The organism is Citrobacter sp. C13 (genome assembly GCF_014596815.2).
Classification (GTDB): Bacteria; Pseudomonadota; Gammaproteobacteria; order Enterobacterales; family Enterobacteriaceae; genus Citrobacter; species Citrobacter portucalensis.
Window position 1 is genome coordinate 3,970,482 of record NZ_CP115024.1, and the last position, 19,415, is coordinate 3,989,896.

Here is a 19,415-nt window from a genome sequence, read left to right on the forward strand (position 1 = left end):
TTAACGTACCTTCAGCGTTGCCAGGCCAATCAGCACCAGCATCAGCGAAATAATCCAGAAGCGCACAATTACGCGCGGTTCCGGCCAGCCTTTCAGTTCATAGTGATGGTGAATCGGCGCCATACGGAAGATGCGCTGTCCGCGCAGCTTAAAGGAGCCAACCTGCAAAATGACCGACAGCGTTTCCACAACAAATACGCCGCCCATGATTACCAGCAGGAACTCCTGACGCAGCAGCACGGCAATAATGCCCAGCGCGCCGCCCAGCGCCAGCGAACCGACGTCGCCCATAAAGACCTGCGCCGGATAGGTGTTAAACCACAGGAAGCCTAACCCCGCGCCGACAATCGCCGTACAGACGATCACCAACTCACCGGCATGGCGTAAATAGGGAATGTGCAGATAGTTGGCAAAGTTCATGTTACCGGTCGCCCATGCCACCAGCGCAAAACCCGCTGCCACGAACACGGTCGGCATAATCGCCAGACCATCCAGGCCATCGGTGAGGTTTACCGCGTTGCCAGTACCCACAATCACGAAGTACGCCAGCAGCACGTAGAACAGCCCCAACTGCGGCATGACATCTTTAAAGAACGGCACCACCAGCTCGGTAGCCGGGGTATCTTTACCGGCGAGGTACAGCGCAAAGGCTACACCCAGCGCAATCACCGACATCCAGAAGTACTTCCAGCGAGCAATCAGGCCCTTGGTATCTTTTCGCACCACTTTGCGGTAGTCATCGACAAAACCGATAATGCCGTAGCCAATCAATACCACCAGCACGCACCATACGTACGGGTTCGACGGATATGCCCACAACAGAACGGAGATAACAATCGCGGTGAGGATCATGATCCCGCCCATGGTTGGCGTACCACGTTTACTAAAGTGCGATTCAGGACCGTCGTTACGTACAACCTGTCCAAAGGACATTTTTTGCAAGCGGGCAATCATGCGCGGGCCCATCCACAAAGAGATGAACAGCGCGGTCAGCAGGCTGACGATGGCGCGAAACGTCAGATAGGAAAAGACGTTAAAGCCGGAATAATATTTGACCAAATGTTCGGCCAGCCAAACTAACATGTCCCATTCTCCTGTAATGCGCGTACTACCTCTTCCATGGCGGCACTACGTGAACCCTTCACTAAAATCGTCATGACCTGATGTTCTGCAATCAATGCTTTAAGATGCGCGGCCAGCGCGCTTTTATCCGCAAAATGTTCGCCAACGCCACTGGCGTCGCTAATTGCCTGACTCAGTTTTCCTGTACTCAGTACACGGTCGATACCTGCTGCTTTCGCAGCAACACCTACCTGTACATGGCATGCTTCACTTTCTGCGCCAAGCTCTGCCATATCGCCAACGACCAGTACGCGATAGCCCGGCATTTCAGACAGCACCTGCACCGCTGCGGTCATCGAACCGACGTTCGCGTTATAGGAGTCGTCCAGCAGCAGCTGATTTTCTGCGAGTTGAATCGGGAACAGACGTCCTGGTACCGCCTGCAGATCTTTCAAACCCGCTTTGATCGCCTCGTGCGTCGCGCCTACCGCCATAGAAAGCGCCGCCGCCGCAAGGGCGTTAGCGATATTGTGGCGACCCGGCAACGGCAGCAGGACATCAATGCTTCCGGTCGGCGTTTGCAGAGAAAATTCCGTGCCATGCGAGGTCACATGAACGTTGGTCGCAGAAAAGTCGCTGTTGGCCGCATTCGGGGAGAAGCGCCAGACTTTGCGATCGCCGATGATGCTTTGCCAGTTCAACCAGTCGTTGTTGTCGGCATTCATAATGGCGATACCGTTCGCAGACAGGCCGGTAAAAATCTCACCTTTTGCCTTCGCAACGCCCGCCAGAGAGCCGAAGCCTTCCAGGTGCGCGGCGGCCAGGTTGTTCACCAGCGCCGCTTCCGGACGCGTCAGGCCGACGGTCCAGGCGATTTCGCCCTGATGGTTGGCGCCGAGCTCAATCACGGCATAGTCGTAATCGTTGTTTAAGCGCAGCAGCGTCATCGGTACGCCGATGTCGTTATTCAGATTGCCCGCGGTATATAGGGTGTTACCACACTGGCTCAGAATGGCAGCCGTCATCTCTTTGACGGACGTTTTACCGGATGAGCCGGTCAACGCGACAACGCGCGCCGGAACCTGAGCGCGAACCCACGCCGCCAGTTCACCAAACGCCAGACGCGTATCTTTAACAATCAGCTGCGGCAGGTTGGTGTCCAACGGGCGGCTGACCAGCAGCGCACCCGCCCCGCTCTCTTGCGCTTTGTCTGCAAAATCATGGGCATCAAAGCGTTCGCCTTTCAGCGCCACAAACAGGCAGCCCGGCGTCACTTTACGCGTATCGGTTGTTACGGCATCAAGGGTCAGATCGGCCCCTTTCAGTTCGCCACGGAGGATCTCCGCCAGTTGGCTGAGCGTTACGCTAATCATGCGATAACCCCCAGCAGACGCGCTGCGGTCACGCGGTCAGAATAGTCGAGACGCTGCGAGCCAACGATCTGGTAATCTTCGTGACCTTTCCCGGCCACCAGCACCACGTCGTTTTCTTTCGCCTGCATAATGGCGTTTGTCACGGCTTCTGCGCGCCCTTCCATCACCTTCGCCTGTCCGGCATCCAGCATACCCGCCAGAATGTCGTTAATAATGGCGCGCGGCTCTTCGGTACGTGGGTTGTCATCAGTCACCACGACAACATCTGCAAACTGCTCGGCGATTGCGCCCATCAACGGACGTTTGCCTTTGTCGCGATCGCCGCCGCAGCCAAAGACGCACCACAGTTTGCCTGTACAGTGCAAACGTGCCGCCTGCAGCGCTTTTTCCAGCGCATCTGGCGTATGGGCGTAATCAACCACCACGGTGGTTTTACCCGGCGCGCTGAACACTTCCATACGTCCGCAAACCGGCTGCAATTGTGTCGCCGTTTTCAGTAAATCAGCTAACGGATAGCCCAGTGCCAACAGCGTTGCCAGCGCCAGCAGAAGATTGCTGACGTTAAACGCCCCCATCAGGCGGCTTTCAATTTCGCCGTCGCCCCATGAGGAGGTAAAACGAATCGTTGCCCCGCTGTCGTGATACTTCACGTCAACCGCTTTTAACCAACGACCATGACAGTTCGGGTTGATGTGGTCTTCCATCGAAACGGCAACCGCATCCGGGAGTTTCGCCAGCCAGCGACGACCGACGTCATCATCCGCATTGACGATGGCCTGACCGCAATGGTGCGTGGAATACAGCAGCCATTTCGCGGCTTCATAATGTTCCATGTCGCCGTGGTAGTCGAGATGGTCACGGCTTAAGTTAGTAAATACTGATGCGGCAAACTTCAGCGCCGCCACGCGATGCTGAACCAGACCGTGTGAAGAGACTTCCATCGCGCCAACCGTTGCGCCCTGCGCTGCCAGCCCCGCCAGCACATGCTGGACATCAACTGCTGAACCGGTGGTATTTTCCGTCGGGATCACTTTGCCCAGCAGGCCATTGCCTACTGTTCCCATTACCGCGCTGGTTTCGCCAAGCAGTTGGCTCCACTGTGCCAGCAATTGGGTGGTGGTAGTTTTACCGTTGGTCCCGGTCACACCGACCAGACGCATTTTCTCAGAAGGCTCATGGTAAAAACGGCCTGCCAGTGCAGATAAACGTTCGTTAAGCTGACTGAGATAGATGACCGGAACGCCGTGCATTTCACGGATTTCACCATCAGTAGCTTCATCTTTTGCTTCTGCAATAATGGCAGCCACACCTTGCGCTATCGCCTGCGGGATATACCGACGCCCGTCCGCCTGATGACCCAATACTGCGACAAAGAGATCGCCCGATGCAGCCACACGGCTGTCAAGCGTCATCTCCCGCAGTGCTCGCTCCGGTGCACCCGGCACCCATGGAGCAAGAAGGTCGCGCAAATTACGATCTGCCACCTGTTGCCTCGCCTTGATTATTCACAAATTCATTTTTATCGCCCGTTGTCAGCGCATCCGGCTCGATGTTCATGGTACGCAGTACGCCGCCCATGATGGCACCAAAGACCGGCGCGGAAACGGCGCCACCGTAGTATTTACCCGCCTGCGGATCGTTGATAACAACAACCAGCGCGAAGCGCGGCTGACTCGCAGGCGCAACACCTGCGGTATAAGCAATGTATTTGTTGATGTAGCGGCCATCTGGCCCTACTTTTTTCGCTGTACCGGTTTTAATGGCGATACGATAGCCTTTAATCGCCGCCTTCACGCCGCCGCCGCCGGGCAGCGCCACGCTTTCCATCATATGCACGACGGTACGCACGGTATCTTCCGGGAAGATACGCTCGCCCGGAACAGGAGGGTCAACTTTGGTAATCGACAGTGGACGATAAACGCCGTAGCTGCCGATCGTTGCATAGACTCGCGCTAACTGTAACGGTGTTACCATTAGCCCGTAGCCGAAAGAGAAGGTGGCCCTCTCTATGTCAGACCACCGTTGTTTTTGAGGATATAAGCCACTGCGTTCTCCGACCAACCCCAAATTGGTCGCTTTTCCCAGCCCAAAACGTGAGTAAGTATCTACTAACGCTGAGGACGGCATCGCTAACGCCAGCTTGGAAACACCGACGTTACTCGACTTCTGCAAAACCCCGGTGAGGGTTAATTCGCTATAACGCGCCACGTCTTTGATTTCGTGACCATTAATTCGGTAAGGGATAGTGTTGAGGACGGTATTTTCGCGTACCGCGCCACGCTGCAGCGCGGTCATCACCACCATCGGTTTAACGGTAGAACCCGGTTCAAACACGTCGGTGATGGTACGGTTACGCATCGCGTCTTTTGGCGTACCGGTGAGATTGTTCGGGTTGTAGGACGGACTGTTGGCCATGGCCAGCACTTCACCGGTGTTTACATCCACCAGTACCGCACTGCCTGACTCCGCCTTGTTGAACGCCACGGCGTTATTCAGTTCGCGGTAAACCAGTGCCTGTAAACGCTCATCAATGCTCAACGCGAGGTTATGCGCCGCCTGGCTGTCGGTAGAGGAGATATCTTCAATGACGCGGCCATAACGGTCTTTACGTACAATACGTTCACCCGGTTGTCCGGTGAGCCACTTATCGAAGCTCTTCTCAACGCCTTCAATCCCCTGGCTGTCAACGTTAGTAAAGCCTATGAGGTGAGCAGTCACTTCTCCGGAAGGATAGTAACGGCGGGATTCTTCGCGCAGGTGGATACCCGGCAGCTTCAGTTTCTTGATGTAGTCGGCCATGTCAGGGTTTACCTGACGCGCCAGATAGATAAAGCGCCCTTTCGGGTTAGCGTTAATGCGGGAAGCCAGTTGATCGAGCGGGAGATTCAGCGCGGTTGACAGCGCTCTCCAGCGTTCGCCAACGCTCACGCCGCCTGCATCATGTACTTCTTTCGGGTCGGCCCATATAGCTTTAACCGGAACGCTCACCGCCAGCGGGCGACCAGAGCGGTCGGTAATCATTCCGCGTGATGTAGACACTTCCTGGACGCGTAGAGAGCGCATATCACCCTGACGCACCAGCATGTCTGGCGCGATGATTTGCAGCCAGGCAACGCGACCCAGCAGAAAACCCAGTGCCAGCAAAATACAGCCGCACAGTAACGCAAAACGCCAACTGATAAAGTTGGCTTGTTCTTCCTGGCGTTTTGGTTTGTGCGTTTTTGCCGCTGCTTTCATGCGTCGCGTTTATCCTTATTTTTGTACTACGATATTTTCTTGTGAGGGATCGACATGCTGCATTTGCAGCTTTTCCGTTGCGATCCGTTCAACACGGCTATGGTCGCCGAGCGCGTTCTCCTCAAGGATCAAGTTACGCCATTCGATATCCAGCGCATCTCGCTCCAGAACCAGCTGCTCACGCTGCGCGGTCAGTAACCGCGTATGGTGGGCTGTTGTCACGACGGTAACCGCCGTCAAAATAATGCAAATGAACAGGCAGAGTGGCAGCTTCCCAAACCGCAAAAGATCGTCACCGATCACGCCAGGCAAGGCATGGCGCTCGTTGCTTCCTATCGATCCTTTAACTTTGCTTAGGGCTTCTGTCACTCTGCTGATCATGCGTTCGTCCTCTCTGCAATACGCAGAACTGAACTACGGGCACGAGGATTCTCAGCTACCTCTTCTTCACCCGGCATCATCTTGCCTAGTGCTCTTAACTCACGGCCGCCCAGCTTTTTGATCTGCGCTTCGGTCATCGGTATTCCAGCCGGTACCTGAGGACCACGGCTTTGTTCACGCATAAAGCGTTTCACAATGCGGTCTTCAAGCGAATGGAAACTGATGATCGAAAGGCGACCACCTGGAGCCAGCACGCTGAGCGAGCTTTTTAGCGCCTGCTCTATCTCCTCCAGTTCACTGTTCACCCAAATGCGCACCGCCTGGAAGGTACGGGTCGCGGGATGTTTGAATTTGTCCTTCACCGGCATTGCCGCCGCAATGACTTCCGCCAGTTCTTTGGTGCGGGTCATCGGTTCGATGCGGTTGCGCTCGACGATGGCGCGCGCAATGCGTTTGCCGAAGCGCTCTTCGCCAAAGGTTTTAATCACCCAGGCAATGTCTGCTTCATCGGCGGTTTGCAGCCATTCGGCCGCTGACTGACCGCGTGTTGGGTCCATACGCATGTCTAACGGACCGTCACGCATAAACGAGAAACCGCGCTCTGCGTCATCGAGCTGCGGTGAAGAAACGCCCAGATCGAGTAGAATCCCGTCGATCTTACCGGTCAGTCCACGCTCGGCGACATAGTCAGCCAGCGCAGAGAAAGGTCCATGTACGATGGAGAAACGGGGATCGGTAATCGTTTTTGCAACGGCAATAGCCTGCGGATCGCGATCGATTGCCAGTAAACGTCCCTCTTCGCCAAGCTGGGAGAGGATCAGACGTGAGTGGCCACCGCGACCAAATGTCCCGTCAATGTAGATGCCGTCTGGACGAATATTCAGGCCGTTTACGGCTTCATCCAGCAACACCGTTGTATGTTTATAATTTTCCGTCATTTTATAGAGACAAATCCTGCAATCGTTCCGACAACGCGCCAGTAACAGACTGCTCAGCGTCGATATCTTCCTTGACCTGTTGATACCAGGTCGTTTCATCCCACAGCTCAAACTTATTGAACTGCCCAACCAGCATCACTTCTTTCGTTAGCCCTGCGTGTTGCCGCAGAATGGGTGCTATCAGTAATCGACCAGCGTTATCCATCTGACATTCGCTGGCATGACCCAACAATAAGCGCTGTACGCGACGCTCAACTGGATTCATGCTCGACAGACGCGATAGCTTCTGCTCGATTATTTCCCATTCAGGCAGGGGGTACAGCAGCAGGCACGGGTGATGGATGTCAATGGTGCAAACCATTTGACCGGTAGCGCTCTCAAGCAGTTGATCCCGATAACGGGTAGGCACGGATAAGCGCCCTTTACTGTCGAGATTAACTAACGTTGCTCCCCGGAACATGCCAGTCTCACCCCCAATTACCACTTTATCCCACAAATTCCCACTTAAAGGAGTTTACGGAGCGGAGGAAAACCTTGTCAAGCAAGTCACGGCGCTTAGCGGAGCAAAAAACCCATTGTTTACGGCTAATATCAGCGTTGAACAAATTCCGTACAGCAAACGAAGCAAATTAACGTCATGAATATTTGTAAGAAAAAAATCCAACAACTCATCATTGTTTAAAACAACTGAATATCATCCAAAGAAAATATAAAGTGTCAGTTTGCGACGCGAGCGGCATTTTAGGACAATATGCAGCGAGTTAACAGTACCAGTTAATCGGTCTGTACGCCGCGCAGAGTCGAGGTAAGCACCAGATGGCCGCAATACGAGAGCAAAGTGTTTGTTAATTCGGCAAATCCATACAAGCATGTAACAAAATAATACAAGCGTAACGCGTCGTTACGTATCAATAACCCAAAAATGGATAGTTGCATTTTTAATTCGGGGTATTTCAAGAATGAATTTCAGATAATTCTAAAGAATATTCTTAAATATAATGCGGTTATTTCTGAGAATAGAAAAATTGATGACGTCAGAGGCTTATCCCGCCGACGTCATCAATTGAGGAAACTTAGTTACGGCTGAGAATACCACGACGGTACAGATTACGCCGTATACGCGTTAAACCTGGTTTTGGTTTACGCGGTTCGTCCAGACTTGCCAGTACAATCTCCAGCACGCGTTCTGCGACATCGCGATGGCGCTGTGCCACTGCCAGTACCGGGCACTGTAGGAAGTCGAGCAGTTCGTGATCGCCAAAAGTCGCAATCGCTAAATCAGACGGCAGTTGCCCATCACGACGCAGGGTCACATCCATCACGCCCTGCAACAGGGCAAACGACGTGGTAAACAACGCCTGAGGCATTGGGTGCGTTTCCAGCCATTTATCAAACAACTGCGCAGCTGCTTCCCGCTCATAGCTGTTGGCGTACAGGAAATGGACTTCACGCGGATCGTCCTTCCACGCGGTACGAAAACCCTGCTCGCGCAGGAAACTGACGGATAATTCAGGAAGCGCGCCCAGATAGAGGACGGTTTCAGCAGGGAATTTGCGTAACTCCTCTGCCAGCATTTCCGCATCATCCTGATCCGCACCCACAACGCTGGTAAAATGTTCGCGGTCCAGTGCACGGTCCAGCGCCACAATCGGGAATGAACTGTTTGCCCAGCGTTGGTAGAACGGATGCTCAGGCGGCAAAGAAGTCGACACAATAATGGCATCGACCTGGCGCTGTAAAAGATGCTCAATACAGCGCATTTCGTTATCCGGCTGATCTTCAGAGCAGGCAATCAACAGCTGATACCCACGCTGACGCGCCTGGCGTTCCAGATAGTTTGCGATCCGGGTATAGCTTGTGTTCTCAAGATCCGGGATCACCAGCCCGATAGAACGTGTGCGTCCAGCACGCAGCCCGGCCGCCACGGCATTCGGGTGGTAATTATGCTCACGCACCACCGCCATGACTTTTTCAACCGTTTTGTCGCTTACGCGATATTGCTTTGCTTTGCCATTAATAACGTAGCTTGCAGTCGTTCGCGAAACGCCGGCCAACCGAGCGATTTCATCCAGTTTCACAATTGCCCCTTGCGTAAAATGTACAAACCATAACCTTTTAGATGGCATGGGTTAAACTTCTTAACATCTAAGCGCAGAATAATGACTGCGGCAACCGCTTTTGTCTCTGGTTACTGCTGATTTCGCAAAAAAAAGCGCAGCAGGTAGCATCAGCGCAAACGGGTACGTTACATGTAGGCCGGATAAGACGTTTATGCCGCTATCCGGCATGACCTCCACGATGAGGTCTGATATCGCTGTGCTTACCAGGCCTACGGTTGACGATTAGCGCATAATTTTATCGCCACGGGAGAGTCCCACCACACCGGAACGAGCAACTTCCACAATTTTGGCGACTTCACGTAGGGTTGCCAGAAACGCATCCAGCTTGTCGCTGGTGCCCGCCAGTTGTACGGTGTAGATAGACGGCGTCACGTCGATGATTTGCCCGCGGAAAATCTCCGTGTTGCGTTTCACCTCCTCCCGGCCATAACCGCTGGCCTGGATTTTCACCAGCATGATTTCTCGTTCAACGTGGGCACCCTGCCCCAGCTCGCTAACGCGCAGAACATCCACCAGTTTGTGGAGCTGCTTTTCGATCTGCTCAAGGACTTTCTCATCCCCTACCGTCTGAATCGTCATCCGCGATAAGGTCGGGTCGTCGGTCGGCGCGACGGTCAGGCTTTCAATGTTGTAACCACGCTGGGCGAAGAGGCCAATCACCCGCGATAATGCACCCGACTCGTTTTCCAGCAATACTGATAATATCCGGCGCATAATCAGGTCCTCTCCGTTTTGCTTAGCCACATTTCATCCATCCCACCCCCACGAATCTGCATCGGGTAGACATGCTCACTGCCGTCGACGGTGACGTCGACAAACACCAGGCGATGGTTACGCACATGCTCCAGCGCTTCACCCAGCTTGCTCTCCAGTTCATCTGGATGATTAATCTGGATACCGATATGCCCATAAGCCTCAGCAAGGCGCACAAAATCGGGCAGCGACTGCATGTAAGACTGAGAGTGACGCCCGGAGTAGATCATATCCTGCCATTGTTTGACCATGCCGAGATAACGGTTGTTAAGGTTGAGCACCAGCACCGGCAGTTCATACTGCAGCGCCGTCGACAGCTCCTGGATATTCATCTGAATGCTGCCATCCCCGGTGACGCACACTACCGTTTCATCCGGCAACGCCATTTTCACCCCTAACGCCGCGGGTAAACCGAATCCCATCGTGCCGAGGCCGCCTGAGTTAATCCAGCGACGCGGTTTATCGAACGGATAATAAAGTGCGGCAAACATCTGATGCTGGCCAACGTCAGAGGTCACATACGCCTCCCCTTTCGTCAGACGCCAGATGGTTTCAATCACCGCCTGCGGCTTAATGCTTTCGCTTTGCGTGTCATATTTCAGACACTGACGGGCGCGCCAGTGCTCAATCTGTTGCCACCAGTCACGGTTATCATCCAGTGGCTGCTGTGATTTCTCCTGCTCCAGCAGTTCGAGCATTTGATCCAGCACCAGACGGGCATCACCCACAATCGGAATATCCGCAGTAACGGTTTTAGAAATAGAGGTCGGATCGATGTCGATATGCAGCACGGTCGCATTCGGACAATATTTTGCCAGGTTATTCGTCGTTCGATCGTCAAAGCGAACGCCGACAGCAAAGATCACATCGGAATGATGCATGGTCATATTCGCTTCGTAGGTACCGTGCATCCCTAACATACCCAGCGCCTGACGATGCGTGGCCGGAAACGCGCCCAACCCCATTAGCGAGGAGACAACCGGCAGATTCAGCGCTTCAGCAATCTGAGCTAACTGCTCATGGCAAGCAGCATTGACCGCTCCACCGCCCACATAGACAACCGGTTTCTTCGCCGCGACCAGCGTCTGTAGCGCCCGTTTGATCTGTCCCTTATGTCCCGTCGTCGTCGGATTATACGAGCGCATACTCACCGAGTCCGGCCAGCTATAAGGCAGTTTCTTCGCCGGATTCAGAATATCCTTCGGCAAATCCACCACCACCGGTCCTGGGCGACCGCTTGCTGCCAGCCAGAAGGCTTTTTTCAGCACCTGTGGGATATCTTCCGTTTGTTTGACCAGGAAGCTGTGTTTTACCACCGGGCGGGATATACCTACCATGTCGCACTCCTGGAAGGCATCGTAGCCAATCAGCGACGTTGCGACCTGTCCGGAGAGGATCACCAGCGGAATGGAATCCATGTAAGCCGTTGCGATTCCGGTAATCGCGTTGGTCGCCCCCGGTCCGGAGGTAACTAATACAACACCCACTTCTCCCGTGGCGCGCGCAAGGCCATCAGCCATATGTACCGCAGCTTGTTCATGGCGAACCAGCACATGATCAATACCGCCGACCGTATGCAGCGCATCATAAATATCGAGAACGGCCCCCCCGGGATAACCGAATACCTGCTTCACACCCTGATCGATGAGCGATCGGACGACCATCTCGGCTCCAGACAACATCTCCATGGCTTGCCTCACTCTTATAATGAATTACTGTTTAACAACACATTAACCGCTGACGATGACGCATGGCAATTGACTCCGAAGGGGTGGCACTGGAGTAAATAAGAATAAAAAGGAGGAAAGACGCGAATAAACGGAGAATTAAACCAGCATAAGCAATCAGTATGATAAAAAATCGCTTAAAAATGGGAGCTTACAGCAATTACTCTATTTTTTGACACTTTTGGACAGACGTAAAAAATAGAGTTCAGCATAAAATTTCAGTTATAAACTTAAAAGCAGAATAAACAGGATGTACCGCCCGGTTTACTCTGCCAAATGCTACTGCTTACAAACGGAGACTAACAGCTCTTCCATCCATTGATGCCCTTTATCCCGGCCTGCGGCTTCATGCCATGAAAGATAGCATGTGCGGCTGTTCAATTTTAACGGTAAAGGCAAGATCTGTAGTTCTAAAGAATCGGCAAATTCTTCTGCTAACCAACGTGGCGCAATAGAGACCAAATGCGTTTGCGACACAATATTAAGAACGCTAATTAATGCCATGCCCTGATAAGCCACGCAGGATTGTTTATCCGGTGTGTCATACCACGGTTGGCTGAATGATGCGAAGCGATCAAGTGACACCACCGCATGCTGTTCATTATAGACATCACTTTCCAGTAAAGGGCCGCTAATGCGCGGATGCTTTTTACTTGCCACTAACACCATTTCGTCATTGAATAACGGAATACTGGTAAATTCAGGACGTCGGAACTCTTCATAGCTAATAACGAATTCAGTTTCCTGGTAACGTAATTGATGCTCTGTATTTTGATTGAGTGAAGATTTAAATACGACATGAATGTTTGGTGCAACTTGCTCAACCCTATTATAAATCAATGACGTCAGGATATTATCCAATGGGCTGCACACGCAAAGATTGAATACGCGTTCGCTGCTGGCTGGTTCAAAGCCCGATCCAGGCAGTTCATTTTGCACTAATTGCAATGCCTGGCGAACAGAACCAAATAGCTGGAAGGCTCTTGCTGTCGGCTGGATACCGCGTCCATAACGAACAAAAAGCTCATCATTAAACATCACTTTCAGACGCGCGACCGCATTACTGACAGCGGGTTGCGACATCCCCAAAGTATGCGCGGCACGGGTAATGTTTTGTTCTTGCATCACCGCATCAAAGACGGTTAATAAATTAAGATCAACCATGCGAAGCTGTGGTTTCCCCATATCTATAATATTTGTTTTATCTATTATTTTTACTTCTGGCATATTTAACTCCACTGTCACTCTAAACTCCCTTTTCCCAGACGGAGTGAAGAAATAATCTCCGTTAATATGATTTACCATACATATAAGATGAGAAAAAGAAAAAACATTAAAATTAGGAAAACATAAAGGCACAAACCTAAATGAACAAAAGACCAATGCGAGCGCAGTGTGGCAGGTGTCACTGCACGGTGATTCATATGTTTAAATTTCAAAAACAATATAACCATAAGCGCGGCGAATACACAATCATACATACAGTGAATGTATATTTAAGTTTTAATTAAATGTTTATATTATTAATACATTAAAAGTTAACATTAGTTTATCAATTATGTGGTATCACACCATTCCAATCCATTCATGATCACTATAAAAACAGATAAATCATAAGGATATAAAATCCCCGAGGCGGCGTTTTCTCCAGTTCGCCGTTACAATAAATGCAAATAATTATGCTCAAATATGTCAAACCATGAAAAACATGTACAACCATCAACTGATTAATTTTATGTACCCCAAAAAATTCAGCACAATTCGCTTAAGTTTTGCCGAAACTTTCCCCCTCAGGTGAGGCATTTGCCAGGGTGAGGGTTGACATCAGTCTTCATATCCAGTACCACTAAAAGCATATCGCATTCGCCTGGAGCTTAATTGATGACTTACATTGCTCGTTTCAACGGTCTACTACTACTAAACGCATCTTCATTGCGCGGTAGACTGGTGGACGACATTCAGCATTAAGTCAGCTCCAGTTAAGACAAAAACCCGCGCCGTTGCGCGGGTTTTTTTATGCTCGAAGCAAGGCGCCCTAAGAAACCAAGGACCTAAACCATGAGCCAGCAAGTCATTATTTTCGATACCACCTTACGCGATGGTGAACAAGCGTTACAGGCAAGCCTGAGTGTGAAAGAAAAACTGCAGATTGCGCTGGCCCTTGAGCGTATGGGCGTTGACGTGATGGAAGTGGGTTTCCCCGTTTCTTCACCGGGCGACTTTGAGTCAGTTCAGACCATCGCTCGTCAGGTTAAAAACAGCCGCGTTTGCGCTTTAGCTCGCTGCGTAGAAAAAGATATCGACGTTGCCGCAGAATCTCTGAAAGTCGCTGAAGCTTTCCGTATTCATACCTTTATCGCCACCTCGCCGATGCACATCGCGACGAAATTACGCAGTACGCTGGATGAGGTCATTGAGCGCGCGGTCTACATGGTTAAGCGTGCGCGTAATTATACCGATGACGTGGAGTTCTCCTGCGAAGATGCAGGCCGTACCCCTATCGCCGATCTGGCTCGCGTTGTTGAAGCTGCTATTAACGCGGGTGCCAAAACCATTAACATCCCCGATACCGTCGGTTACACCATGCCTTTCGAATTTGGGGCAATCATTTCTGGCCTGTATGAACGCGTACCAAATATCGATAAAGCCATCATCTCCGTACACACCCATGATGATTTAGGTTTGGGCGTCGGCAACGCGCTGGCAGCCGTTCACGCCGGAGCGCGTCAGGTGGAAGGCGCGATGAACGGTATCGGCGAACGCGCCGGTAACTGCTCACTGGAAGAAGTGATCATGGCGATCAAGGTGCGTAAAGATATCCTGAATGTACAGACCCGCATCAATCACCAGGAGATCTGGCGTACCAGTCAGTTAGTCAGCCAAATCTGCAACATGCCTATTCCGGCAAACAAAGCCATTGTCGGTAGCGGCGCCTTTGCCCACTCCTCCGGCATCCATCAGGACGGCGTACTGAAAAACCGTGAAAACTACGAAATCATGACGCCTGAATCCATTGGTCTGAACCAGGTACAGCTGAACCTGACCTCCCGTTCCGGACGCGCCGCGGTGAAACACCGTATGGACGAGATGGGATATAAAGAAAATGAATACAGCCTGGACAACCTGTATGACGCATTCCTGAAACTGGCGGATAAAAAAGGTCAGGTATTTGATTACGACCTGGAAGCGCTGGCCTTCATTAATAAACAGCAGGAAGAGCCAGAGCATTTCCGTCTGGATTACTTCAGCGTGCAGTCCGGCTCAAACGACATCGCCACCGCCTCCGTCAAGCTGGCCTGCGGTGAAGAAGTTAAAGCCGAAGCGGCGAACGGTAACGGTCCAGTCGATGCTATTTATCAGGCTATCAACCGTGTAACTGAGTACAACATCGAACTGGTGAAATACAGCCTGACCGCCAAAGGGCACGGTAAAGATGCTCTGGGTCAGGTGGATATCGTTGCCAACTATAACGGTCGTCGTTTCCACGGCGTCGGTCTGGCGACAGATATCGTCGAATCTTCTGCTAAAGCGATGGTGCATGTGCTGAACAACATCTGGCGCGCCGAAGAAGTCGAAAAAGAATTGCAACGCAAAGCTCAGAACAACGAGAACAACAAGGAAACCGTGTGATGTCGAAGAATTATCATATTGCTGTTTTGCCGGGTGACGGTATTGGCCCGGAAGTGATGGCGCAAGCCCTGAAGGTACTGGACGCAATCCGCAACCGTTTTAACATGCGCATTACCACCAGCCACTACGACGTGGGTGGTGCCGCGATCGATAACCACGGTCAGCCGCTGCCACCTGCAACGGTTGAAGGCTGTGAACAAGCTGACGCCATTCTGTTTGGCTCCGTTGGCGGCCCGAAATGGGAAAACCTGCCGCCAAACCAGCAGCCAGAGCGTGGCGCGCTGCTGCCATTGCGTAAGCACTTCAAATTATTCAGCAATCTGCGCCCAGCTAAGCTCTACCAGGGGCTGGAAGCGTTTTGCCCTCTGCGCGCAGATATTGCCGCGAACGGTTTCGACATCCTGTGCGTACGCGAACTGACTGGCGGGATTTACTTCGGTCAACCAAAAGGCCGCGAAGGCAGCGGACAACATGAAAAAGCCTTTGATACCGAGGTTTATCACCGTTTCGAGATCGAACGTATTGCACGTATCGCGTTTGAATCCGCTCGCAAACGTCGCCGTAAAGTTACGTCGATTGATAAAGCTAACGTACTGCAAACGTCTATTCTGTGGCGCGAAATCGTCAATGAAATTGCTAATGAATACCCAGACGTTGAACTGGCGCATATGTACATCGACAACGCGACAATGCAGTTGATTAAAGATCCATCCCAATTCGACGTGTTGCTGTGCTCTAACCTGTTTGGTGACATTCTGTCCGATGAGTGCGCCATGATCACCGGTTCGATGGGCATGTTACCGTCCGCCAGCCTGAATGAGCAGGGTTTTGGTTTGTACGAGCCTGCTGGCGGTTCAGCTCCGGACATCGCCGGGAAAAACATTGCCAACCCTATCGCCCAGATCCTGTCGCTGGCGCTGCTGCTGCGCTACAGCCTGGATGCCAATGATGCGGCAACCGCAATTGAGAGCGCCATCAACCGCGCATTAGAAGAAGGCATTCGCACCGGTGACTTAGCCCGCGGCGCTGCCGCAGTCAGTACCGATGAAATGGGCGACATCATTGCCCGTTACGTCGCAGAAGGGGTGTAATCATGGCCAAAACGTTGTACGAAAAATTGTTTGATGCGCACGTCGTCTTTGAGGCGCAAAACGAAACCCCACTGTTGTACATCGACAGGCATCTGGTGCATGAAGTGACCTCTCCGCAGGCGTTTGATGGACTGCGCGCGCATGGCCGTCAGGTACGCCAGCCAGGTAAAACCTTTGCCACCATGGATCACAACGTCTCTACCCAGACCAAAGACATCAACGCGTCGGGTGAGATGGCGCGCATCCAGATGCAGGAGCTGATTAAGAACTGTAACGAATTTGGCGTCGAGCTGTACGACCTGAACCATCCGTATCAGGGTATCGTTCACGTGATGGGGCCAGAACAAGGCGTGACGTTGCCGGGTATGACCATCGTCTGCGGCGATTCCCACACCGCTACACACGGCGCGTTCGGCGCACTGGCGTTTGGCATTGGCACCTCTGAAGTTGAACACGTTCTGGCGACGCAGACCCTGAAACAGGGGCGCGCCAAAACCATGAAGATTGAAGTCAACGGTAAAGCAGCCCCTGGCATTACCGCCAAAGATATTGTGCTGGCTATTATCGGTAAAACCGGTAGCGCAGGCGGTACCGGACACGTGGTTGAGTTTTGTGGCGAAGCCATCCGTGCATTGAGCATGGAAGGCCGGATGACCCTGTGCAATATGGCCATTGAAATGGGCGCCAAAGCGGGTCTGGTCGCACCGGATGAAACGACATTTAACTATGTTCAGGGTCGTTTACACGCACCGAAGGGCGAGGATTTTGACCACGCGGTTACATACTGGAAAACCCTGAAAACCGACGACAACGCGACGTTTGATACCGTCGTTAACCTGCAGGCAGAAGAGATCGCTCCGCAGGTCACCTGGGGAACAAACCCGGGTCAGGTCATCTCGGTGAACGATAATATTCCCGACCCGGCGTCATTTGCCGATCCCGTTGAGCGTGCATCAGCTGAAAAAGCGCTGGCGTATATGGGGCTGAAACCGGGTATTCCGTTAACGGAAGTGACTATCGATAAAGTGTTCATCGGTTCCTGCACCAACTCGCGTATTGAAGATTTACGCGCCGCGGCAGAAATCGCCAAAGGGCGCAAAGTTGCGCCGGGTGTGCAGGCACTGGTGGTGCCGGGCTCTGGTCCAGTGAAAGCGCAGGCGGAAGCAGAAGGTCTGGATAAGATCTTTATCGAAGCCGGTTTTGAATGGCGTTTACCGGGCTGTTCCATGTGCCTGGCGATGAACAATGACCGCCTGAACCCAGGCGAACGCTGCGCATCCACCAGCAACCGTAATTTTGAAGGTCGTCAGGGCCGCGGTGGTCGCACGCATTTAGTCAGCCCGGCCATGGCCGCCGCTGCCGCCGTAACCGGTCATTTTGCCGACATTCGCAGCATCAAATAAGGAAACTACCATGGCAGAGAAATTTACCCAGCATACCGGCCTGGTTGTCCCACTGGATGCCGCCAACGTTGATACCGACGCAATTATCCCTAAACAGTTTTTGCAGAAGGTTACGCGCACCGGTTTTGGCGCCCATCTGTTTAACGACTGGCGTTTCCTGGACGAAAAGGGCCAACAGCCGAATCCTGAGTTCGTTTTAAACTTCCCGGAATATAAAGGGGCATCAATTCTGCTCGCACGGGAAAACTTTGGCTGCGGCTCTTCACGCGAACATGCGCCGTGGGCACTGACCGATTACGGCTTTAAAGTTGTTATCGCACCAAGCTTCGCCGACATCTTCTACGGCAACAGTTTCAATAACCAACTGTTGCCGGTGACCCTGAGCGACGCGCAGGTAGATGAAATGTTCGCGCTGGTGAAAGCCAATCCGGGCATTAAATTTGAAGTGGATCTGGAAGCGCAGGTGGTGAAAGCAGGCGATAAATCCTACAGTTTTAAAATTGACGACTTCCGCCGTCACTGCATGCTGAACGGTCTGGACAGCATCGGGCTGACGCTGCAGCATGAAGCGGCCATCACCGAGTACGAAGACAAGCAGCCAGCGTTTATGCAGTAATCTCTTCCGCTGGTCACCGCACTGTGGCCAGCCCTTTCTCTTCGCCTAAAGCGTATCGCCGTAATAGATTTGGTAGCCAAGATTGACGCTGCCCGGCGCAGCTTTCCCGTTCAAACGCTTAATCAGAATATCCGCCGCCGTTTTGCCAATCTCAAAGCGTGGCGTAATCACACTGGCGATTTTTTGCAGCCGCGCACGGCCAATTTCCAGCCCGTGGAAACCGGCAATCGCCATTTTTCCCGGCACATCGTACTGCTGTGCCTGACACTCCAGCAGCGCGCCAACCGCCAGGTCATCGTTGGTACAGAAAATAGCGTCAATATCCGGCTTTTCCCCCATCGCCTGCTGGAACATCTTGCGTCCCAGCGCCACCGACGAAATAGTTTTTGGCGCCAGGTGGTACGCTTCCAGTCCCTGCGCCGCCAGCGCTTTCTCGGTGCCGCGAAAACGGCTGAGGTCTCGGGGGTCATCCATCGAGCCAAAGAAAGCAATGCTGCGTTTACCGCTGTCAATAAAAGCCTGCGTCATTTCAAACGCGGCTTTTTCGTTATCAAACCCAACCTGTATATCAAGATACTGGCCGCTAATATCCATCAGTTCCGCCACTGGTACGCCGCTGGCGCGCACGTACTGGATCATCCGCTCGGTATGCAGCTTTCCCGTGAGGATCAGGCCGTCGATATTGTAAGAGAGCAGGTTCAGCACCTCACGTTCTTCACGCTCGGCATCATATTCGTAGTTGGCGATCAGCGTCTGGTACTGGCAGGCCGAGGTGACGGATTCGATCCCCGCCAGCACGTCGGCAAAGATCTGATTACGAAACGAGGGGATCAGCACACCAATGGTTTTGCTGCGTGCGTTGAGCAGAATTTCCGGGGCGCGGTTGGGGATGTAGTTGTTCTCTTCCATCACTTTCGAAATCAATTCGCGGCTGCGTTGCGACACCTGATTCGGGTCACGCAGATAGCGGCTGACCGTCATCTTATTCAGCCCGGCCAGATTAGCGATATCCTGTAATGTCATCCGATTGTTTTTCATGAGGTTCTCTACGACCAACAGCCTATTCTGCTCGCAGAGAACCTTA

The 19,415-nt window shown here is 52.4% G+C and carries 17 protein-coding genes; 5 read left to right on the forward strand and 12 right to left on the reverse strand.

All coding sequences use genetic code 11. The features are described from left to right. The 11 genes from mraY to leuO all read right to left on the reverse strand — a co-directional run bounded on the left by mraY (position 1) and on the right by leuO (position 12,818). A complete protein-coding gene (mraY, locus tag IB222_RS19020) occupies positions 1–1,083 on the reverse strand; it encodes a phospho-N-acetylmuramoyl-pentapeptide-transferase (protein WP_003018774.1) in 1,083 nt (360 codons plus the stop codon). Further along, positions 1,077–2,435 (reverse strand): UDP-N-acetylmuramoyl-tripeptide--D-alanyl-D-alanine ligase, encoded by a 1,359-nt coding sequence (gene murF / locus IB222_RS19025; protein ID WP_003829534.1) that lies wholly within the window; start codon positions 2,433–2,435, stop codon positions 1,077–1,079. Before murF ends, mraY begins: the two co-directional genes overlap by 7 nt. Next, the gene (gene murE / locus IB222_RS19030; protein WP_003829536.1) at positions 2,432–3,919 is read right to left on the reverse strand and encodes a UDP-N-acetylmuramoyl-L-alanyl-D-glutamate--2,6-diaminopimelate ligase; all 1,488 of its coding nucleotides are present in this window, start codon (positions 3,917–3,919) and stop codon (positions 2,432–2,434) included. Before murE ends, murF begins: the two co-directional genes overlap by 4 nt. Continuing rightward, positions 3,906–5,672, reverse strand: coding sequence for a peptidoglycan glycosyltransferase FtsI (gene ftsI / locus IB222_RS19035; RefSeq protein ID WP_149384460.1), 1,767 nt, complete (start codon positions 5,670–5,672; stop codon positions 3,906–3,908). The genes murE and ftsI overlap by 14 nt, the downstream gene beginning before the upstream one ends. A 15-nt stretch (positions 5,673–5,687) precedes the next feature. Beyond that, a complete protein-coding gene (ftsL, locus tag IB222_RS19040; RefSeq protein ID WP_000625651.1) occupies positions 5,688–6,053 on the reverse strand; it encodes a cell division protein FtsL in 366 nt (121 codons plus the stop codon). Further along, positions 6,050–6,991 carry a 16S rRNA (cytosine(1402)-N(4))-methyltransferase RsmH gene (gene rsmH / locus IB222_RS19045; protein WP_003018789.1) on the reverse strand — a complete coding sequence of 314 codons (942 nt, stop codon included), beginning with the start codon at positions 6,989–6,991 and terminating at the stop codon, positions 6,050–6,052. The genes ftsL and rsmH overlap by 4 nt, the downstream gene beginning before the upstream one ends. A 1-nt stretch (position 6,992) precedes the next feature. Beyond that, the gene (gene mraZ, locus IB222_RS19050; protein ID WP_003018792.1) at positions 6,993–7,451 is read right to left on the reverse strand and encodes a division/cell wall cluster transcriptional repressor MraZ; all 459 of its coding nucleotides are present in this window, start codon (positions 7,449–7,451) and stop codon (positions 6,993–6,995) included. Between the two features lie 613 nt (positions 7,452–8,064). After that, entirely contained in the window at positions 8,065–9,069 is a 1,005-nt protein-coding gene (cra, locus tag IB222_RS19055) for a catabolite repressor/activator (protein WP_003018794.1), read from the reverse strand. Positions 9,070–9,333: 264 nt separating this feature from the next. Next, positions 9,334–9,825 carry an acetolactate synthase small subunit gene (ilvN, locus tag IB222_RS19060; RefSeq protein WP_003829566.1) on the reverse strand — a complete coding sequence of 164 codons (492 nt, stop codon included), beginning with the start codon at positions 9,823–9,825 and terminating at the stop codon, positions 9,334–9,336. Between the two features lie 2 nt (positions 9,826–9,827). Further along, entirely contained in the window at positions 9,828–11,552 is a 1,725-nt protein-coding gene (gene ilvI / locus IB222_RS19065) for an acetolactate synthase 3 large subunit (RefSeq protein WP_020996230.1), read from the reverse strand. A 318-nt stretch (positions 11,553–11,870) separates the two neighbouring features. After that, the gene (leuO, locus tag IB222_RS19070; RefSeq protein ID WP_020996231.1) at positions 11,871–12,818 is read right to left on the reverse strand and encodes a transcriptional regulator LeuO; all 948 of its coding nucleotides are present in this window, start codon (positions 12,816–12,818) and stop codon (positions 11,871–11,873) included. Positions 12,819–13,472: 654 nt separating this feature from the next. On the opposite strand from leuO, the gene leuL reads away from it, so the two are divergent. The 5 genes from leuL (at position 13,473) to leuD (ending at position 18,331) form a co-directional block, all read left to right on the forward strand. Beyond that, positions 13,473–13,559 carry a leu operon leader peptide gene (gene leuL / locus IB222_RS19075; protein ID WP_048998978.1) on the forward strand — a complete coding sequence of 29 codons (87 nt, stop codon included), beginning with the start codon at positions 13,473–13,475 and terminating at the stop codon, positions 13,557–13,559. A 90-nt stretch (positions 13,560–13,649) separates the two neighbouring features. Next, on the forward strand, positions 13,650–15,221 hold the full coding sequence (gene leuA / locus IB222_RS19080; RefSeq protein WP_003829569.1) for a 2-isopropylmalate synthase: 1,572 nt from the start codon (positions 13,650–13,652) through the stop codon (positions 15,219–15,221). Then, positions 15,221–16,312, forward strand: coding sequence for a 3-isopropylmalate dehydrogenase (gene leuB, locus IB222_RS19085; RefSeq protein ID WP_003829570.1), 1,092 nt, complete (start codon positions 15,221–15,223; stop codon positions 16,310–16,312). Before leuA ends, leuB begins: the two co-directional genes overlap by 1 nt. 2 nt (positions 16,313–16,314) lie before the next feature. Beyond that, on the forward strand, positions 16,315–17,715 hold the full coding sequence (gene leuC, locus IB222_RS19090) for a 3-isopropylmalate dehydratase large subunit (RefSeq protein WP_149384461.1): 1,401 nt from the start codon (positions 16,315–16,317) through the stop codon (positions 17,713–17,715). Between the two features lie 10 nt (positions 17,716–17,725). Beyond that, a complete protein-coding gene (gene leuD / locus IB222_RS19095; protein ID WP_003829572.1) occupies positions 17,726–18,331 on the forward strand; it encodes a 3-isopropylmalate dehydratase small subunit in 606 nt (201 codons plus the stop codon). Positions 18,332–18,376: 45 nt separating this feature from the next. Here leuD and IB222_RS19100 read toward each other — a convergent pair whose 3' ends face one another. Beyond that, entirely contained in the window at positions 18,377–19,369 is a 993-nt protein-coding gene (locus IB222_RS19100) for a substrate-binding domain-containing protein (RefSeq protein ID WP_126956898.1), read from the reverse strand. Positions 19,370–19,415 lie beyond the last annotated feature (46 nt).